At 48.7% G+C, this 19,030-nt stretch carries 11 protein-coding genes, 2 tRNA genes and 1 pseudogene; 4 read left to right on the plus strand and 10 right to left on the minus strand.

Going from position 1 to position 19,030, the window contains the following annotated elements:
* Positions 1-12 precede the first annotated feature (12 nt).
* The 3 genes from clpP to AR543_RS20210 all read right to left on the minus strand — a co-directional run bounded on the left by clpP (position 13) and on the right by AR543_RS20210 (position 3,365).
* Positions 13-603, minus strand: coding sequence for an ATP-dependent Clp endopeptidase proteolytic subunit ClpP (clpP, locus tag AR543_RS20200; RefSeq protein ID WP_060536158.1), 591 nt, complete (start codon positions 601-603; stop codon positions 13-15).
* 336 nt (positions 604-939) lie between these two features.
* Positions 940-2,250: a trigger factor gene (gene tig / locus AR543_RS20205; protein WP_060536159.1), complete on the minus strand. Its 1,311-nt coding sequence runs from the start codon at positions 2,248-2,250 to the stop codon at positions 940-942.
* Between the two features lie 152 nt (positions 2,251-2,402).
* Positions 2,403-3,365, minus strand: coding sequence for a hypothetical protein (locus tag AR543_RS20210; protein WP_060536860.1), 963 nt, complete (start codon positions 3,363-3,365; stop codon positions 2,403-2,405).
* A 290-nt stretch (positions 3,366-3,655) separates the two neighbouring features.
* Here AR543_RS20210 and AR543_RS20215 point away from each other — a divergent pair.
* Positions 3,656-3,729, plus strand: a tRNA-Arg gene (locus AR543_RS20215).
* Positions 3,730-3,790: 61 nt separating this feature from the next.
* On the opposite strand, the gene AR543_RS20220 is transcribed toward AR543_RS20215, so the two are convergent.
* Positions 3,791-4,792 carry a Gfo/Idh/MocA family protein gene (locus AR543_RS20220; RefSeq protein ID WP_060536160.1) on the minus strand — a complete coding sequence of 334 codons (1,002 nt, stop codon included), beginning with the start codon at positions 4,790-4,792 and terminating at the stop codon, positions 3,791-3,793.
* 245 nt (positions 4,793-5,037) lie between these two features.
* Positions 5,038-6,342, minus strand: coding sequence for a Gfo/Idh/MocA family oxidoreductase (locus AR543_RS20225; protein WP_060536161.1), 1,305 nt, complete (start codon positions 6,340-6,342; stop codon positions 5,038-5,040).
* Between the two features lie 162 nt (positions 6,343-6,504).
* On the opposite strand from AR543_RS20225, the gene AR543_RS20230 reads away from it, so the two are divergent.
* On the plus strand, positions 6,505-6,702 hold the full coding sequence (locus AR543_RS20230; RefSeq protein ID WP_060536162.1) for a hypothetical protein: 198 nt from the start codon (positions 6,505-6,507) through the stop codon (positions 6,700-6,702).
* Between the two features lie 56 nt (positions 6,703-6,758).
* Positions 6,759-7,379, plus strand: a complete 621-nt coding sequence (locus AR543_RS20235) for a helix-turn-helix transcriptional regulator (protein ID WP_145953935.1) — start codon at positions 6,759-6,761, stop codon at positions 7,377-7,379.
* Positions 7,380-7,590: 211 nt separating this feature from the next.
* Here AR543_RS20235 and AR543_RS20240 read toward each other — a convergent pair whose 3' ends face one another.
* From AR543_RS20240 to AR543_RS20250, 3 genes are all read right to left on the minus strand, one after another.
* Positions 7,591-8,052, minus strand: a complete 462-nt coding sequence (locus AR543_RS20240; protein ID WP_060536164.1) for a hypothetical protein — start codon at positions 8,050-8,052, stop codon at positions 7,591-7,593.
* A gap of 111 nt (positions 8,053-8,163) precedes the next feature.
* Positions 8,164-8,580 (minus strand): phosphate-starvation-inducible protein PsiE, encoded by a 417-nt coding sequence (gene psiE, locus AR543_RS20245; RefSeq protein ID WP_060536165.1) that lies wholly within the window; start codon positions 8,578-8,580, stop codon positions 8,164-8,166.
* Positions 8,581-8,995: 415 nt separating this feature from the next.
* A tRNA-Arg gene (locus AR543_RS20250) sits at positions 8,996-9,069 on the minus strand.
* 324 nt (positions 9,070-9,393) lie between these two features.
* Here AR543_RS20250 and AR543_RS20255 point away from each other — a divergent pair.
* Complete coding sequence (locus AR543_RS20255) at positions 9,394-11,262, plus strand: flagellar assembly protein A (RefSeq protein WP_158523997.1); 1,869 nt, start codon at positions 9,394-9,396, stop codon at positions 11,260-11,262.
* Positions 11,263-11,569: 307 nt separating this feature from the next.
* Here the strand turns inward: AR543_RS20255 and AR543_RS20260 are convergent, their stop codons facing one another.
* Together AR543_RS20260 and AR543_RS20265 are read right to left on the minus strand one after the other, a co-directional pair.
* A complete protein-coding gene (locus AR543_RS20260) occupies positions 11,570-11,782 on the minus strand; it encodes an MbtH family protein (protein WP_060536167.1) in 213 nt (70 codons plus the stop codon).
* Positions 11,775-19,009 (minus strand): annotated as a pseudogene (locus AR543_RS20265) (amino acid adenylation domain-containing protein). The gene AR543_RS20260 and the pseudogene AR543_RS20265 overlap by 8 nt, the downstream one beginning before the upstream one ends.
* Positions 19,010-19,030 lie beyond the last annotated feature (21 nt).

Raw genomic sequence — 19,030 nt, forward strand, 5'->3', positions numbered from 1 at the left:
CTACACCCCTTCTTAGCTTGTGAGCGGACGAGTAATAACCTGATCAATCAATCCGTATGCCTTCGCATCCTCAGCATCCAGGAAATAGTCACGGTCCGTATCACGCTCAATTTTATCCAGCGACTGGCCGGTGCGTTCTACATAAATCTGATTTAACTTCTGACGCGTCTTGATGATCCATTCCGCGTGAATTTTCATGTCCGATGCCTGTCCGCTGATTCCACCAAGTGGCTGGTGAATCATAACTTCACTGTTCGGCAGTGCATAGCGTTTGCCGGGTGCACCTGCTGTAAGCAGCAAAGAGCCCATGCTTGCAGCCATACCCATACAGATTGTGGACACATCAGGCTTAACGAATTGCATTGTATCGTATATACCCATCCCCGCTGTCACAGAACCACCGGGAGAATTGATATACAAATGGATATCTTTTTCCGGATCTTCCGCAGCAAGGAATAATAATTGTGCAATAACAAGATTGGCTACATGGTCATCAATCGCCGTATTTAAAAATATGATACGGTCCTTGAGCAATCTTGAATAGATATCATAAGATCTTTCGCCTCTACTGGTTTGTTCAACAACCATAGGTACCAGACTCATAGAACCAACCTCTTTCTTTTCGGGGAATATGACGACAGATATATATATTAGTACGAAAATACGAATACAGATTCTATTTTAACATGTACACTGCGTCATGTCATTTTTTCAAAGATGAATATTTGGAAAACATTCATCATATAATAGTACCCAAGTTTATGGTGCCAAACGCTTAAGGTAAGATATTTTGCTGCGCAAAAATCACTTTTTTATTGGACTAGGACCTAGTCGCGTTTATAGTGCCAAACGCTTGGATAAGGAAAATAAGGCACGTCATTAATACGTGCCTTATTGGAAAAGGTTGCAGAATTGCAACGCGGTTATGAAATTGTAAAATTACGCCTGTTCAGCTGCTGCTTCTACTTCTTTGCTGCTGTCTACCAGCAGTTCGATTGTTTTGCGCAGTTTGATTTCTTCGGACAGGCTTGCAAGAGAACCGTTCGCGGACAGGATGCTGCGAACTTCTTCTGCGCTGCGTTGGAATTGGGAAGCCATTTTCTCCAGCTCAGCTGTTACTTCGTCTTCGGAAACTTCGATGTTCTCTTCTTTTGCGATTTGCTCCAGAACAAGATTGTTACGAACACGCTTGGAAGCTTCTTCTTTCATTTGCTCTTTCAGGTCGTCTGTTGTCTGGCCGGAGAAGCTGGAGTACATGTCCAGGTTCATGCCTTGTTGACGAAGACGGTTGTCGAAGTCGCGAACCATGTTGTCAGTCTCGGAGCTAACCATAGCATCCGGGATTTCGATTTCAGCGTTTTCAGCTGCTTTTTCTACAACTGCTGCTTCTTTGGCTGCTTTTACTTCGTTTTCTTTGCGGGAAGCGATTTGCTCTTTCAGGTCCGCTTTGAATTCGTCCAGTGTATCGAATTCGCTAACGTCTTTGGCAAACTCATCATCCAGCTCAGGCAGGTTTTTGCGTTTGATTTCATGCAGTTTTACTTTGAACACAGCCTCTTTGCCAGCCAGTTCAGTTGCATGGTAATCTTCCGGGAAAGTAACTGTTACATCTTTGAAGTCGCCAGTAGCCATACCAACTACTTGATCTTCAAAGCCCGGGATAAAGGAGTTGGAACCCAGCTCCAGGGAGTAACGCTCAGCTTGTCCGCCTTCGAATGGAGTACCGTCAACAGATCCTTCGAAATCGATGGATACGGTGTCGCCATTCTCAGCAGCGCCTTCTTCAACAACAGACAGTTCAGCGTGACGCTGTTGCAGACGCTCCAGCTCGCTGTTGATGTCTTCGTCTGTTACTTCTACTTTGGATACTGGAACTTCCAGTCCTTTGTAGTCGCCCAGTTTTACTTCTGGTTTTACAGTTACTTTTGCTTTGAATTTAAAAGGTTGGCCTTTTTCGAACTGTTCGATTTCGATTTCAGGACGGTCAACCGGGAAGATATCAGTCTCATCGATTGCTTCGGAGTATGCTTCCGGCAGCAGGATGTCGATTGCATCATTGTACAGGCTCTCTACGCCAAAACGCGCTTCGAAGATAGACCGTGGTACTTTACCTTTACGGAAACCTGGTACGCTTACTGTTTTACCTACTTTATTAAAAGCTTTATCGATTGCTGCGCTTACACGCTCAGCAGATACTTCTACTTCAAGAACGCCAAGGTTCTTTTCTGTTTTTTCCCATTTTGCTGTCATTTCAAGAATTCCCCTCCAAAAAATATTAACATGAATTGATTATTGAAATTGTATACATTTCACGTGCAGAATAACCACTATAGTATATACAACAATTCATGTTTTATCAAGTTTGTTTCTGCACTCTATCCTGAGGTATCCTGCATCCCCGGTTAGCGGGGCATCTGGCTGGATACAAACTGCTGGATAGCGCGGCAAGCCTGCTCGTAACGGAAGCGAATACTGTCTGTCACTCCGTACATGATACGCGTCTCTTCTTCGTTGCTGCTGCCTTCGAGCGTCTCTGCTACCGTATGGTGCAGGGCAGCCGCCCAGATATCAATCTCCGCATCATCCCCGCGTGTGATCCAGATATAGTTCTGGGTACCATAGATGCTCATAATGAACTGCGTCCACAGCTCCTGGGCAAAGTAAAACAGATTGGGTGCGCTGATCTCGGCTTTGTCGGATACACGCTCCAGGATCTGGATAATGGTCAGCGGGAACTCGGTCGGATCAAGTGGCACAGTCTCGACTTCAATATCTACCCGCTCATGCTGATGCATAAAAGAGACTGTCCCACGATAGCCACGCCGGCGAAGCGTCTGCAGAATCCGGAACTGAATCAGCGGATGGATCTGGTGATCTTCCTGCAGCCAATCGATCAGGCGCTGCTCTATATCCGGCTGGTCCAGATAAGAGAGCTGTTCAAGCGCCAACAGCGTACGTTCCGATACCGGACGCTCCATTGCCGTCTTAAGTAGCTTTTCTTCATATAACCGGTCTTCGGACTGCTTGAGCCGGATACGCTCGCGCATGATCTGTTCATTATTCGCAGCAGGTTCTTCATCCTCGGCGGAATCCGAATCCTCAAAATGGCCATGCGAAGACTCCGGGAACGTCGTGCGCAGCCATCCGAGCAGCGACTCCCATTCTTCCAGCTGGCGCTGATCCTGTCCCTGGCATTGCAGCAAAAACTCCAGCAACCCCATGGCTTCATGATAACGCTCTGTCTCAAGCATATTGGTTAATTCAACCTGATAATAGTCAAGTGTCTTGGGAAACAGGACTACATTCCGATTGTTGTCTGTATGTGAATTCGTTGAATCAGTGATAACGGCACCTCCTACATTCATCACATTATTCTGTGATTTCATGATTATAGCACAGCTTCCTTGCTGCTTAAAAACATAGACTGTCTCTTATATTGTATATAAACCATATCAACCCAGGATACCAGACCAAAGCGTAATTCTTATATGACTACAAAGGGGTAATGCCTATTGGAAGCTGGTTTTTTCACTTTGCGGAACATTGAATTGGAGTTGGATTCGGCTTTGGCCAATAGCAACCCATTAAAATTTGCTTGCCTTCCGACTTGGTTCATGATATTATATTTTTGTTGCGCTTGAAATATTGAATATTTGTCCCAGTAGCTCAGCAGGATAGAGCAACGGCCTTCTAAGCCGTCGGTCGGGGGTTCGAATCCCTCCTGGGACGTTACAACAATGAAAAAGCCTTTCATCCTTTTAAGGGGTGAGAGGCTTTTTTCGTTTCCGAATTATATGCTTTCTTCCGGTTTGGAAGAAGTGATCTTTTCAAAAGGATAATGCATCTTCCACTTTTCACGGATGCGGGTCATCAGTTCCATTACATCTGTAGTCAGGTCCATGGTGTGTTCTGGCTGTTCTCCTTGAACGCAGCGATTCATATACTCTACTTCATATGCCAGTGCCTGATCTGTTGAACCTGCCTGAATCGTCTCGGTCTGTCCATCTGTGTAATGAATAACAGCCTGATCCGCACGAGAAAATTCTCTAATCTCGATATATCCCTTTTCACAGCCTATGATGCCGGTGCGGGGAATCGATGTATTCAATGATAGGGATACATTCGCCATCTCATTGCGGCGGGTTTGCAGAATAGTTGCAGACTGCTCATCTACACCGGTAGCTGCCTTGTGCACACTGGTCAGTATCTGGTCCAGCGGACCGGACAAAAAGCAGCGTACAAAAGAAAGGGCATATACGCCCATATCCAGAAGTGCTCCTCCTGCCAGTTCAGGATTATAGAAGCGGTTCTCCGGATCGTATTCCTTGGGGTCACCCATCGAGACATTGATCATCTGAAGTGCGCCCAATCGGCCGCTGTCCAAGATCGTATGCAGCTTTTGATAAAGCGGCATATGATAAATAGTCATGGCTTCCGCCAGAATACGATTTTTTTCTTTGGCCAGTGCTTGGATTTCCTGCAGTTCTTCGCTGTTGACAGTAATCGCCTTTTCACAAAAAACATGTTTGTCCGCATGAAGACATTTTATGACATAACTGCGATGATTACTGTGCGGTGTAGCTATATATACAATATCAATTGCAGGATTACGCAGCATTTCATCTATATTATCATAGGCATGCTCGGCGCCGCATTCAGATGCAAATTGTCTGGAGCGATCCATTTGGCGTGAACAAACAGCAAAGACACGGCCATTTACCTGACGAATCGCATCTGCAAAATCATGCGCAATTTCTCCTGTACCGACAATCGCCCAATTCAAAGTCGTCATACACTTGCCTCCTGTCTGTTGCTTCAGTCTTATGTATCATTACCCTTTTGCAAAGGTCGTTTACCAGCATGCAAAAAAAGACGGCCGCCATGTTCATGATAGGCGTACCGTCCCCGAAAACCTATAACTGTTCATTAATAAAGCTAGCTGTAGCTATAGTGTTCTATACGTATACAGTTCTATATACAGCGTTATATTTTGTTACTACCGCTGTGCATCTCTACTATTAATATATTATTCCACTACTATCTGTGACTCGACGACGGAATCTGAACAAGGCTATCTACCTGAACAGGCAGCCCGGTACGGATCGACTGATTGGCGGCAATCCCTGTCAGGATCGAGCGGGCTCCATCGATATGATTGGCTGCGCGGTGAAAAGGATCTTCGGCCGGATGACCAAACAGGTCATTCAGCAGCTCCGGATCACCGCCCCCATGCCCGCCGGCTTTCTCTTCCACTTCCACCTCATACGGTTCGGCGAACATTGGGAAGACACGGATCTGCTTGCCTTCCAGTGCCCCTTCGTCGGCTTTGTCTCCACCGGCATTCACATAGGACTTTTCAATCACCTGCATTTCAATCCGACCGTGCGTACCATTAAAGGCGATCCGGTAGCCTTCCCAGGGCATATAAGCATTCAGGGAGTAGGTCAGCATCGCTTTGTTCTTGTAGCGAACCATAACGCTCATCGTATCCTCGATACTGATCCCGTCACCAAATACACTTTGGTCCCGCTGGTAACCATCTTCATGTTCGGCATCCAGATACATCGCTTTGAGATTGGGATTATCGTCAAGCCTAAGCGCAAAAGGATCATCCTGGGCTGCCGGGCTGCCGGTTGCCCGGTTATAAAAGGAAGTCACGCCGCGCTGCTCTGCATTTTCCCTGCCGTAAAACAGTAGATCTCCAAACGCAAATACCGTATCCGGCTGAGAACCGATCCAGAAGTTGACCAGATCAAAATGATGGGTGGACTTGTGCACAAGCAGTCCGCCGCTATTGCGCTTGTCCCGGTGCCAGCGGCGGAAATAATCAGCACCGTGCTGGGTATTCAGCAGCCATTCAAAATGAACCGACGTCACCTCACCGATCGCTCCATCGCGAATCAGTTCGCGTGCTCGGGTATGGTGAGGGGCGTAGCGATAATTGAAGGTCACTCGCGCATTGCGGCCGGTTCGAGATACCGCATCTATAATTTCCTGGCATTTATGTTCATCTACTGTCATGGGTTTCTCGGTAATCACATCACAGCCTAGCTCCATCGCACGAATAATATAACGATGATGGGTACGATCCACGCTTGTTACGATAACGATATCCGGTTTCTTTTCATCAATCATCTGCTCAAATTGATCGGCGGTATACAAATCGACCGGGTGATAATCATATTTTTGTTCCAGCAGTGTATTCGCATACCGGGCTCTTGTCTGATTGATATCACAAAAGGCAATCAATTCGGCAGTTTCACGAAAATCGCGTGCAATCGCTCCATAAAAAAATTCAGCTCGTCCACCTGTGCCTACAAGTGCATATGTTTTCGGCTTCATTATCATCGTTCCTCCCCAGAACATAATCAGTCTGTCTGAGAACAGATTAGCAAAAAAAGCGGAGCTATTCTCCGCAAATGATGCTTTATTTCACTAATGCCGCTTATTTTGTTATGATATACTCCAAAATAGATAACGCTTACATAAAAGGGAGGAGATAGCATGAATCCCGATCTTCATAGTAATCTGGCCAGTCCGCATGCACTGGTCGCTGAGTATATCGTACGCAGTGATTACTTTGCGATGACGACTGAGCATGTACATCCTCATTATGAGATCTATATTTTGCTGTCGGGTGAACGAACCTATTTTATCGGGGTCAGTTATACGAAGTACATACCGGGGATATTGTATTTATAGGCAAAAATGAGCTGCACCGAACATTGCCCGGTGAGCTGCCGGAGCATAAACGCATTGTGCTTTATTTTAATGATCGATTTGTAGAACAGCATTTTGGCGAAGAAAAGCAGTGGCTGCTTCAGCCTTTTTATCGCGGTTATCCGGTGTTCCATACGACTAACCGGGATCAGGGGTGGCTGCAGCCGATTATTCAGCAGCTGGTGCGTGAGCTGACGATTCAGAACGAAGGATACCAGCTGCTTGTCCATCATCTGGTAATGGAGCTGCTCATCCACTGTGCCCGCAGCCAGTCTGCAGCTTCTGCTGAATCGCCAGCCAGCCGGACTGCTATCCAGCAGCAGATGTCCGATATTGCCCAATATATCAAGCAGCACCATCAGCAAGCGTTGTCCCTACAGACGATTGCCAATCAATTTCATCTGAGCCCATCTCATCTGAGCCGGATGTTCAAACGTACTACTGGTTTCCATCTGACCGAATATATGAATACGATTCGTATCCAGACGGCCCAGCAGCTGTTAAGAGAGAGCGATCTCAAAATTATTGATATTGCGGAAGCGGCTGGATTTAATAACTTTTCCCACTTTGGCAAAATATTCAAGCAGATGTGCCAGGTCAGTCCGCGAGAATACCGGATAGCAGCAGGCAAGCGATCCAACTTGACTGCCCAGCAATAAGCACTCTTTGGTTATATGATTAACAATTGGTATAAGACCAAAGATCGCTAAAAGAACAATGACTACTCGTTAATGAATGCTCATTGATGAATCTTATAAGATCAACAACTGCTGAAGATCAAAACCTGCCTAAAATCAATAACAGCCATAACATCAACAATCACGATCAGCTTCACAACTGCATCAGCTTAGCAATCGTCAAATGTTCATTTTACAGCTGCGGAGCTTCGGCAGATGTTAGCAGCGCACGCAGCAGCAGGGAAGCACTCCCATCTTCATGCTCCAGCAGTACCCAGTTGACTGCAATCGTATCCTTGAGCTGCTGTGCCTGCTCAAGCGTCAGCTGCAGACCATCCATCCGTCCTTCTTCCGCTTCGATATAATCACGTGAGGCCTCCATGGACAGTGCATACTTGAGCCAGTTTTTCATGCCCGGTACGGTGGTAAACGTCATACGATATCCATCGCGAACTGCCTGTACCAGTTGTTCACCATGTTCATTCGCATAATTCATCCATTCGGCAAAATCGATATCCACACTGCTAACAGCACGCAGCGGGGCATCTGCTTGTTCACTCAGTGCCTGAATCAGTATATCTTCTGCAATACCTTCCGAGCGCAGACGTTCGATAATGATCGCGCTGCGTTGGGATATTCTCACTTGTTCTGTCATGGATCCGTCCTCCATTGTTTCATTAATATGCGCATACGCGATAAACACTACATGTAGCCGGTTAACGGCTGCACCTCTATCGTATCATACTCCTTATAACGCATGCTTGTATCAGTTGTCACGGCGGATCGGACGCGTATTGGCGAGCAGCAGAGCACCGAGCAATGCCAGAATCGCCAAAGACCACAATAATGTATTCATCGCATTATCGTAATCTACAATAATCAGCCGGATAATCGCAGTAATCCCAATATAGATGAAGTAACGCAGTGGGAAATGGAATCCGCTTTTGAAATATTTGACGATTAGGGCGATAAACTCAAAGTATAAAAAGAACACCAGCAGCTGGTCCATGAATTCATACGCTGTCGTCCCTGTATCTCCACTGATAAAGATAAAACTGAAAATATACCAGGTTTCTTTTAACAGGAAAAAGCATAATGTAAAAGCCACCAGACCGAGGGTGATATTGAGTACGGCTTGCAAAATGGCCGGAATTTGGTGCACATGACGCATCCAGTTTTTCATAATTGTTTCCTCCCGTCTATGGATCTGTTTTGTTATATGAACAGGCTGTGCGTCTAAATCTACTGGACGCTGGTAGATGAATTGAGTATACAATTTGCTCTTAGCGGCTGCAATAAGTGCTTGTTATCCCTATTTATTATATCTATGGAGTTATTAACTCTCTTTATGGAATTATATTATTTACCTTTATTTTGACGATCCATATGTAGGTTCGGATGGATTCTCTGCCCAATCCAGTTCTCCTGCATATACTGTTCAAGTGATTGGCGGCAGCGGTAATGTATGCAATGTAGTCTATATGGTGACCAATACCTGATCCAGTAGCTGGCTGATACTCTTGATCTGATCAATTGGACTCTGCAAATAGGTGCAAAAAAAGCGCTCTTCATTATATAAATGAAGAGCGCTTTTTGGACGTCCCAGGAGGGATTCGAACCCCCGACCGACGGCTTAGAAGGCCGTTGCTCTATCCAGCTGAGCTACTGGGACACATAATATGTATAAATCGACGACAAATGATATTATACCGTAATTCAGTATTTTTTCAAATATAATTTTTAATAGCGGTTAGTCAGTATCGGTGATCTGGTATATACTGGCTAAACAGGTGGTTATCCCACCAAAATAATCCTTTCTGGATTTCGTTAAAAATAATAGTTCTAATTATCCAAAAATAAGTTTTAATTGGGAAAATGTGTATTATAATATACCTACAACTATTTAACTAATATGAGAACGTTATCGAATCACTATATATTGCAATCGTTATCATATCGGCTGATATGTCATTGAACTGAAATGGAGGTATCCATAATGTCTACATCCCTATCCGGCCAGGAGTCAGGGCATCCCATGCAAAACTCGCAGAATAAACCCGTTGAAACAGCTATTTCTTCGGTATGGGATGACGATATCCCGGACGGCGGAAAACATGGATGGGTCAAAATCAAAGATAACCGCATCCATGTCTTTCCTCCACGCCAGGGAGGCCGTCCAGCTTCGATCCGAGGGGCTGCTCCGGTCTCGCTGATTGTGAACAAAAATATTATTGCCGGTACTGCTCCCATCGACGAAGAAGATATTGTGACCTGGGAGCTTCAGCATGAACCGTTGTTCGAGATCAAAGTCTCTCCGGATCAGATGGAAGCGTATCTGATTCTGCATGAAAAGGTACGGTATGAATGGAATCTGGTGGATACTCCGGCCTCGACGCAGCTTACGGTACAGGCGGCACCCAACCGCGAGCGTATCATCGAGACGCTGGAGTTCACTCATATCATGGATGCGCTGGAGAGCCGTCATATTATCAAAAATATCGATAAAGCAGCTATTTTGCAGGAGCTGGACCTCCCGTCCGGCAAACCGGTTGTAGTGGCGCGTGGACAAGCATCTATACCGGGAACCGATGCACGGCTGGAATTATTTTTCCCGGAGCAGATTGAATCGGTGTTTCATGAAGCAGGCGGTGTGATCGATCATCGTAGTTATCGCCGTATTCCTTCGGTACATGAAGGCGAAGTGATTGCTACCAAGCATGCACCGGTAACTGGATTACCTGGTTATGATGTATTCGGCAATGAACTCTCCCCAAGACCGGCGCATGATCTGGAAGTGACTCCTGGAGAATTTACCGAAATGAATGCAGCAGGCGAAATTGTAGCGCTTCGTCCGGGACGTCCGCGGATGACGGGACGCGGTAATCGGCGGCAGGTGGATATCTCCAGTGCTTTTGTGGTGAATGGAGACGTCGATCTGCGTACAGGCAATATTGTATTTGCCGGAGACGTGATCGTGCATGGCAATGTCACCGACCATATGATTATTGAATCACTCGGAAATGTGTATATTCACGGCAATGTATACAATTCCACAATTACAGCAACAGGCAGTATTTCTATTCAGGGTACAGTTATCGGCGGTCGGGTCTATTCGGGGTATTTTGGCGTGATGTTCAACCGGATGTACGCAGCTTCCAAACAGCTCAGTCATGAAATGCGCCAGCTCGATATGGCTGCTCAGGTACTCGCTGACGAGCTGCGTACTCGTAATCAGCCGATCCGGTACAGCCAGATGGTCATGCTGCTGATCGAGCGCAAATTCCGCACTATTCCCGAATTGGGCAGAGAGCTGCTGCAGGTCTTTTCCAGTATCCAATATATCCAGACCAAGGATACTGAACAGCTCAAGCTAATGCTAGCCGATCTGATGAGCTCTGCCAGTATTCTGGAAAAGGTGGACGAACAGAGTATTCGGAGCATGCGCGGCTATCTGGATCGTCTGTACGCCAGCGTATCCAGTATGCAGGAGATTCAGGTCAATATTGAGCTTTCCCGCTGCCAATCCAGCGAGATCAAATCCAACGGAGATATTATTGTCACCCGTGAAGGCGTACTGCAGAGCAACCTCTACTCTGCCGGCAGTATTGCTTTTATCAAAGAGCAGTCGGTATGCCGCGGCTCCCGCCTGGAAGCGGAAGAACGTATTATCGCAGGTATAGTCGGCAGTGATGCCAATGCCCGCTGCGTCCTGCAGGCCAAACAGCATGTCTATATCAAAAAATTGTACAACGGTTATATTATCGTCGATCAGCATCGCTGGAATGTGATTGATATGATGCATGATCAGCTGTTTGATGCAGAATATATGCAGATTCATGCTCCTATCCATTCTTCAACCGTATAATAAGGAAGATTATATGTACTTATCAGCTGCCCATACAGAAACAGGCTAATCCCAAGTCGGGAAAACGACCGGGATTAGCCTGTTTCTGTTATTTCGACATGACTATGACTTGGACATTACTGGAATTAAATTTTATCATATTTTATAAAAGTTGATTAGACCGTCAACTATACACTTGCAAAAGTAGATCATAAATTAGTCATTTATATACTTGCTCGATATACCCTGAAAAATCCCTACATACTATATAAAAGCCTAGTATATCGACCTATATGAGGTGTAGTATATCGGCTCTGACATTGGCATATTAACGAACAGCCGTCTGCTGACGGATACTGCGCGGTCTCAAATCCTGCCAGTTCTCGGCAATATAATCCATGCAGGTCTGCCGATCTGCAACCGACAAGGAGACCGACCAACCTGCCGGTATATCCATGGCTGCCGGCCAGAGCGAATACTGGTGTTCTTCATTGATTAGTACAATATACTGCCCATCGATCTGCTCAAATGGATTATTCATTCTGTTCCCTCCCTCTATTCAGTACTATGGTCTGTTGGTGTGATCGATCCAGACGACCGGACAGCACCTCGCTGATTATTTCCAGTGGACCGGGTTGGCACAAATCCTTGTGACGACAGGCAATATCGTGCCGCTCCAGACCATGAGCCACATAAGGCTCCCACATTTCCGGTTCTATCGGATCAAACCAGTCCGGAATAATCGTCGATCGGAAAAACAGCATACGTCCTTCAAATAGTTCCGGTACATACTGGCTGAGCAGCCTTACCGAATTCTCATAGGTCGTACGCAGCTTCATGATTGTCTCTTCATCCAGACTCGCAAGCGCACTGGTATCACTGCGTAGAATCTCCATCGCTCGCGCCATATCCAGCGGACCATCCCCTATGCTGTCTGGATCATAACCACCCAGAGCGAGCAGCGCTGTCAGTGCCTCTTCTTCATCCTGTTCTTCACGGATTGGCAAATAATGACTTGGGTACGCATCCAGTACAGCAAGCAGCGCTACCTCCTGCCCTTCTCGCTGCAGCTGTACCGCCATTGCCTGCGCTACATTGCCTCCCAGAGACCAGCCGAGCAGATGATAAGGCCCATGTGGCTGTACTATGCGAAGATGCTGAATATAGTCTGCTGTCATCTCTTCCAGGCTGGCTGGCAGATTCTCGGTCTCGCCAATCCCTCTTGCCTGCAGTCCATAAATCGGACGCTCCGGCTCCAGATGTTTCATCAGACCTGCATAGCACCAGCTCAGACCGCCAGCCGGATGGATACAGAATAGCGGCGCTTTGCTGCCATTGGGACGAAGCGGCAGTAGTACCTGCAGCGCATTGGTTCCTGTGTCCTTATCCAGGCGTGCAGCCAGCTGGGATACCGTAGGTGCCTCGAACAAAATACCGATTCCCGGTTCGTAGCCCATGGCCTCCTTGATCCGGCTCATTAGCCGCACGGCCAGCAGTGAATGACCACCCAGCTCGAAAAAGCTGTCTTCAATACCGACACGTTCCAGTCCCAGTACCTCGGCAAACAAACTGCACAGCATCTCTTCCTGTGGATTACGCGGCCCTTGACCGCTAGCAGATGCCGAAGTGTCCGGCGCCGGAAGCGCCCTGCGATCCAGCTTGCCATTGGGTGTTAACGGCAGCTCTGCGAGCACGATGAACGCTGCCGGAACCATATAGTCCGGTAAAAATACAGCTGCATGCTGTCGCCACTGGGCGACCTCCGGTTCCGCTGCAGTTGCAGGAACGATATAGGCGGTCAGACGCTGGTCTCCCGGCTGATCTTCTCTCACAATAACAGCTACCTGAGCAATATCCGGGTGATGCGACAGAGCAGCTTCAATCTCGCCCAGCTCAATGCGGAACCCGCGAATTTTCACCTGCTGATCAGCGCGACCCAGATAATCCAGTGAACCATCAGCCAGACGGCGAGCCAGATCACCGGTACGGTACATCCGGCTGCCTGCCGCTCCGAATGGATCAGCGACAAATCGCTCGGCTGTCAGTTCAGGACGCTGCCAATAACCGCGTGCCAGTCCGGCACCTGCCACATACATTTCACCTGCGACTCCTGCCGGCGTATGTTGCAGGTATTCATCCAGTACATAGACATGCAGATCCGGAATAGGTACACCGATCAGACTGCTGCCTCCTGCTGCGGCCGACTCGCGGTTAAGCTCGTTATAACTGACATGAACCGTCGTCTCCGTAATCCCGTACATATTGATCAGACGCGGCGCATCTTCATCATGACGCTCATACCAGTCCGACAGCCGTCCAAGCTCCAGCGCTTCACCACCGAAAATGACATATCGAAGCGCAAGCTGCCTGCCCAGCGCTTCCTTTTCACGATCTGCCTGCATTAACTGGTAAAAAGCAGAGGGGGCTGGTTCAATACAGTCACCTGTTCTTCTACCAACAGCTGTAAAAACCGATCCGGTGAGCGGCTAATGTCATGAGGAACGATAACCAGATGACCTCCATACAGCAATGCTCCCCACAGTTCCCATACTGAAAAATCAAAGGCATAGGAGTGGAATAATGTCCATGTATCTTCCGGACCGAATTCATACCAGTCTTCGGTAGCTGTGAACAGCCGAATAACATTCCGATGGGGAATAACGACGCCTTTGGGCCGTCCGGTTGAACCCGATGTATAGATCATATAGGCTGACCGGTCTGCATCCATCGCTGCATCAGACCTGATCCTGATATGGCTATGCTGCGATACATCCTGTGCAGATAAAAGTGCCACAGTATCTACCTGATCAAGTAGGATACAGATCTGCGAACCGGACAGCGCAAGCTTGTCGCATGTATTCTCATTCGTTACGATAATGCCGGGATTAGCATCTTCCAGCATATAGGCCAGACGCTCTGCCGGATAAGCCGGATCAAGCGGCAGATAGGCAGCACCGGATTTGAGAACAGCCAGAATACCAACGACCAGTTCGACCGAACGCGGCAAAGCCAGAGCGACAAACTGCTCCGGACCGGCTCCATGCTTCACCAACAGCTGTGCCAGCTGATCGGCACGCGCATTCAGTTCCGTATAAGTCCAGCGTTCCTCTCCATAGCTGACAGCTGTGTTTTGCGGATAGCGGCTGCACTGCTGTTCGAACAGACCCATCAGATCTATGGCAGGAGACGATTGATCTGCAGCAGACGTGGATGTAGACAGAGACGGATGTACTTGATCATACCGCTCTTCATCCAGCAAAATATCCAGTTGCCCTACCGGGCAATCTGGCGTCTGAACGGCAGAAGCCAGTACTTTCCGGAAACGCTGCGCCATCCGCTCGGCTGTATCACGGCGGAACAAATCACAGCTGTATTCAATAATCGCATCTATCCCTAGCGCACGACCGTCCATTCCGTAACGTTCCGTCAGTTCAAACGTCATATCAAATTTGGAAGTACCGGCTCCGCGAATTTCCATTTGTGCCTGCAATCCTGGCAGCTCCAGATGAATATCCGGTGTATTTTGCAGCACCAGCATGATCTGGAACAGTGGATGTCTGGACCGCGAGCGAACCGGGTTCAATACTTCTACCAGTCGTTCAAACGGCATATCCTGATGCTCATAGGCTTCCAGATTGCGCTCTCGTACCCGTGTCAGCAGTTCGGCAAAGCTCGGATTGCCTGAAGTATCTGTTCGCAGCACCAATGTGTTGATAAACATGCCGACCAGATTTCCGACGGCATCATCATTGCGACCGGCTATCGGGCTGCCGATCGGTATATCTGTTCCCGCACCCAGACGGGTGAGCATGGCTGCCAGAGCCGCCTGCAATACCATAAACAGACTCGTTCCGTGCATACGTGCCAACTGCAGCAGTTCTTGATGCAGCTCTGCTGTCAATTGAAAGGCTACGCTGTCTCCTTTGTAGCTGGATACGGAAGGTCTGGCATAATCCATCGGAATCTCCAGCTGCTCCGGCAAATGACGCAGGGTACGGGTCCAGTAATCCAGCTGCTGATGCAGCAGACTGTCAGGCTCCTGCTCGCTACCCAGCAAACGACTTTGCCAGACGGCATAATCCGCATACTGCACAGACAGCGGCTTCCAGGCAGGTTCCTGCTGCTGACAGCGAGCCGTATAGGCAGCAGATAAATCACGGGCAAGCGGATGCAGCGACCAGCCGTCTCCAGCGATATGATGAAGCAGCAGTAGCAGTGTATACCGATCCTCTCCGGTACGGAAAAGCTGAACACGCAGCGAAGGCTCCTCCGATAGCCGGAAGCTATAACGTACAGCCTCCGATAAATATTCCGGCAGCTGTCCGGGCAGAACATCCTGTACCGTCAACAAGGTACTGGCGGGCGGATCTTCCAGAATCTGCTGATACGAAGTACCATCTGTCTGCGGAAAAATAGTACGCAGAGTCTCATGCCGCCGAACTACATCCTGTACAGCTTTATTCAGCGCTTCTATATCAAGTGTCCCTTCCAGATGAGCGACCAGCGGGATATTATATGTTGGATTCGGTCCATCCAGACAGTATTGGAACCAAAGTCGCTGCTGGGCAAAAGACAGCGGCAGACGATCCGGTCTCGACTCGGCGCACATAGCCGGTCTTGCGGCGTGCGCCGAGTCGAGCTGCCGAGCCAGCCCTGCAACAGTAGGTGATTGGAACAGGCTGGAGATATTCATATCTACACCAAACACTTCACGAATACGGATCATTAGGCGGCCTGCCAGCAGGGAATGTCCACCCAGCCGGAAAAAGTCGCTGTCAATGCCTGCATGAGGCAGCTGCAAAATCTCGGCAAACAAAGTACATAACAGCTCCTCCTGCGGTGTCCGTGGTTCACGCACAGTACTAGTCAGCTCCATAGCCGGAGCAGGCAGTGCACGGCGGTCTATCTTTTTATTGGGCGTCAGCGGCATCTCCGCCAGCTGCACAAAAAAGGCAGGTACCATATATTCCGGCAGTTCCTCGGCGATATCATCACGCAGCTGCTCTATATTCAGCGAGTCAGCTGTTTTATCCATAACTGCGTAAGCGACCAGCTGCTGCATACCGGGCTGGTCTTCCCGGACCATTACAGTTACCTGGTCAATACCGGGATAACTGGACAGTACATGTTCAATCTCGCCCAGTTCCATGCGGAATCCGCGAATCTTGATCTGGTGATCGGCGCGACCAAGATAATCCACTTCACCACTTCGCGTCCATTTTGCCAGATCGCCTGTGCGATACATACGGCTGCCCGGTGCGCCATATGGATTGGCTACGAATCGTTCTGCTGTCAGATCCGGTCGGCCCAGATAGCCACGTGCCAGCCCATCGCCGGCAATATATAATTCTCCGGCGGTTCCCGGTGGTACCAGCTGCAGAGAGGCATCCAGAATATACAGTTGTGTTCCCCGAACCGGACCACCGATCAGCGGCTTATGTATATCCGAATCATCCAGCTGCGCAGCCGTAGAATAAATCGTCGTCTCTGTCGGCCCATACTGATTATGAACTTCACAGCCCAGCTGCTGCAGAGCAAGCTTCAGACGCAGTGGCAATGCCTCTCCGCCGGTAATAATGCGCAGTCCACGCAGAGAATCGCGCGGCGGGTTTGTTGATACGATCGACTGCCACAGTGTAGGTGTAGCCTGCATGATCGTAATATCCTGCTCATGGATGCGCCGCAGCAATGCTTCCGGATTCAGAATCGTCTCCCGGCGTGCAATATCCATGATCGCCCCCGTCGTAATCGGTAGATATATTTCCAGTACGGAAATATCAAAAGCAATCGTCGTTACTGCCAGCAGCCGGTCATGACTGTCCAGCCGGAATCGCTCCTGCATACCGGTCAGCAGATTCTCCAAGCCGCCGCGGGTAACTGCTACACCTTTGGGTCTGCCTGTGGAGCCGGATGTATACAAAATATAAGCCGGATGCAGCGGAGAACAAGGTTCTGCATATTCTTGCGGCTGTATATTATCACTGGATAACGCCGACCACTGTACTCTCAATGCTGGATCATCCAACACAATAACCGGCAGTCCGGAATGGGCAGGAATACGCGATCTTAATTCTGTGGTAGTCAACAGGCAGACCGGATTGGCATCCTCCAGCATATAGCTCAGACGATCGGCAGGATAATCGGCATCCAGCGGTACGTAGGCTGCTCCTGTTTTGTGTACAGCCAGAATACCGGCAACCATAGCCACCTTTCTCGGCAAAGCCACTGCTATAATCCGATCAGGACAGGCACCGTATTGCATCAACAGCCTGGCCAGCTGGTTCGCCAGTCGATTCATCTCCTGATAAGTGATACTCTCTTCTTCGCAGCGGACTGCAATCTGGTGGGGTGTGCGTGCTGCCTGCTGCTCAAATTGAACAGCTACCGGCAGGGAAGATTTCTGGCTAGAAGGCTTATTCCACTGTTCACGTATCAGCGTCTCCTCCTCAGGCAGCAACAAATTCAGCCGCGCAATCGACTGCTCCGATTCTGACTGTAGGATTCCATTCAGCATATGCATCATTCGCTGCCTGTGGGTATCCAGTTCCAATGGGCTGTAGATCGCCGGATTGGCATCCAGATCCAGTGTGAGCCCTCCATCGATACGACGATACAGATGAATCGACAAATCATCGACCGGCCCAGTCCCCAGATTGTGAACAATCCCCGGATAACCTCCAAAGTTCAATGTATCGGCAAATGGCTTGATATTGACCATCGGTCCGAATAGACGATCATTTTCACCCAGCAGCTGAAGATCCCGGCGCAGATCCTGATGACGATAATGCTGATGACGGCGAATCTGCTGGCTTTCTTTGCTGATCTGCCGGGTCAGTTCCTGTATACTCATTTGTGGCTCGGCATAACAGCGCAGTGGCAGCAGATTCATGACCATTCCTGGCACACGCAGAGAGGATGTACCCAGACGGCACATTACCGGCATACCGAGTACAACATCGGCAGTCCCGGTCATACGGCTTGTATAGGCAGCAACCATAGCCATGATGACATCGGGCCAGCTACAATTCAGACGATCGGCATAATGCTGCAGCGATTCCATTTGTTCCGGTGTCCATACGGCAGACGAACGCAGGAAAGACGATGATGTACGCTGTGCCCGGCTCCCCAGGCTGACCACATCCAGACGATCCTGCCAGCGCTGCTGCCAGAATTTCTGATCCTTGATCCGCTGTTTCGACTGCTGGTAAGCCCTGTCCTCCTCCAAAACATCCTGCAGACGACCAAAAGAAGATTCACCCGGAACCCTGCCCGCAGCCAGAGCGGTATACAGTTGCGCCGCACAGCCTGCCAGCAGAGAGAATCCATATCCATCTATCACCAGATGATGAATACGCTGATACCAGTAAAAATGATTATGATCTACATGAAGCAGTGCCTGGGTAAATAGTGGATCTTGTGTCAGATTTACCGGCCGGTTCATATCAGCTTTCATCCAATTCAGTGCTGTCTGGTGAGGATTAGCCTCAGTCCGTACATCTACCCGCTGCAGAATCTGCTGCGGCACCGGACCGGAAATTTGCCAGACTCCTTCCCGGTCTTCGCCAAATCGCATATGCAGTGTCTCTGCTTCGGTGACCATCTGCTGTATAGCCTGCTCGAATAAGTTAGGATCTATCGAGCCGCGAATCTCTATATACTCGCCGGTATTGAAAATGGGATTGGCCGGGTCCAGCTGCTGGGCGAACCAGATCCCGGATTGCGCGGAAGAGAGAGGCCAGCGCTGCTCTGTACGTACAGTTTCGGTTATCACGGTATGGCCTCCTTTTAT

This window comes from Paenibacillus bovis (genome assembly GCF_001421015.2).
Taxonomy (GTDB): Bacteria; Bacillota; Bacilli; order Paenibacillales; family Paenibacillaceae; genus Saccharibacillus; species Saccharibacillus bovis.